1 protein-coding gene is annotated in these 1,618 nt (G+C 63.2%); it reads left to right on the top strand.

Going from position 1 to position 1,618, the window contains the following annotated elements:
• The first annotated feature begins 208 nt into the window (after positions 1-208).
• Positions 209-1,372, top strand: coding sequence for a helix-turn-helix domain-containing protein (locus tag Q8K49_RS01820; RefSeq protein ID WP_305303721.1), 1,164 nt, complete (start codon positions 209-211; stop codon positions 1,370-1,372).
• Positions 1,373-1,618 lie beyond the last annotated feature (246 nt).

Raw genomic sequence — 1,618 nt, 5'->3', positions numbered from 1 at the left:
ACCAGCCAACGTAAGCATGGGCGACACCGGAGGGGCGCGGAGCAGGCTGGGTGGCGAGGAACGAGCCTCCCTGCCTGCGAGCACCCCGCAGGTGTCTTTTTGGGGCGCAGCCCCAACAAGCTTTGCGCCCATGCCCGTGTTGGCTGGTCGGGTTGGGATCGTGTTTCTGTAAAGGCTCAGCACATTCCTGACACATCAGGCTCAGCACATGCCTGACACCTTCGCCGTGGAGGTGCTCATGAGCTGGGGTCAGGAAGACGTCACCGTGCTGAAAGCCAAGTTCGTTCGCGAGTTCGACGCGCCAGGCGCCAACCGCTCTGAAGTCTGTCGTGCGTACGACATTACACGTGAAACTGGATATCAGACTGCGCGAGCCTATCGTGCAGCTGGAATACCAGGGCTTGGTCCACGTTCGAAGGCTCCGCACCACCATCCCAACGCGGTCGACAGCGACGTCGTCGAGATGGTTCTTGCTTTGCGAGACGCAAGCCCTCGGGGAACGTGGGGAGCCACCAAAATCCTCGACTTGTGGGCCAGAAATAGGATCGAGTTAGGTTCGCCATGTCGCGCAACGGTGACCAGGATATTGCACGACTACAAGCGCAGCGTTCCGCGTCGCGCTCGTAACCTCACGCCGAAAACGAGAGGCGCTCCGCCACCGGCCGCTTGCCCAAACGACGTCTGGGCCATCGATGCCAAAGGCCTTTGGCGTGGCATCGACCCGCTGTCTGTCATCGACGTCCATAGCCGCTACGCGCTCGACCTCACCGACGTGCCCATCAACACCGTCGAGGTCCAGCGCGTCACCGGCAAGCTCTTCGACAAGCACGGGCCTCCGCGACGCATCCGGTGCGACGGCGGCCCACCGTTTGGGAGCTACGGCGTCGCAAAGCTCACCCGCCTCGTTGTGTGGTGGCTGGACCTGGGAATCGTGGTCGAGCACGTCGAGTGCGCCCAGCACAACGGACACGTTGAGCGCTTCCACCGAACCATCGAGCAGGAGGCATCCCACGACGTCAACGTCGCTGAGGCACTGCGAGACTTTCGCGACACGTACAACGAACTGCGCCCGCACGAGATGCTCCAGGGACGTGTTCCGTCTGAGGTCTATCGACCACGCCCGCTCGAGCCGACGCCGTTCATCGTGCCTCGCTATGACGACGAGCGACTCGTCTTCGGCGACGGCTCGTTCAAGTGGGGCGGCGAGCGCATCTACATCAGCGACGCGCTCTGCTCGAGGACGATCACCTTCCGCGCCCTCGAGAAGCATCTGTGGCTGATTCGCTATCTGCACATCCCCCTCGCCCTCTTCAACGAGAGGCGCTCAAAGCTGCAGCGGCTCCCCCCGGAGATTGTCGAGCTCCAACCGTGAGGGCTCGGACTCAAGCGATGCCGACATCGCCGTCGTCGTCGCCCATCGGCGCTGCGCGCCTTCTTCGAGGGCGACGACGACGGCGATGACGAGAAGACAGCCAAGTCGTGAACGGGGGGACCCCGACTGCTCCCGACCGCATCCCGACTCCGCCCGCCGCAACTGACCCCCGACCGCGGGCGCAGAAGGCAGAAGGTGTCAGGCATGTGCTGAGCCTAAAGTGTCAGGCATGTATGAGCCTTGACA

The organism is Brevundimonas sp., from assembly GCF_030682035.1.
Lineage (GTDB): Bacteria > Pseudomonadota > Alphaproteobacteria > Caulobacterales > Caulobacteraceae > Brevundimonas.
Note: the sequence above shows the minus strand (reverse complement) of the source record. Positions and strands in the feature narration are given on the sequence as shown.

Coding starts and splice junctions, on each gene's coding strand:
- Q8K49_RS01820 (WP_305303721.1), top strand. CDS start 209: ATGCCTGACACCTTCGCCGTGGAGGTGCTCATGAGCTGGGGTCAGGAA.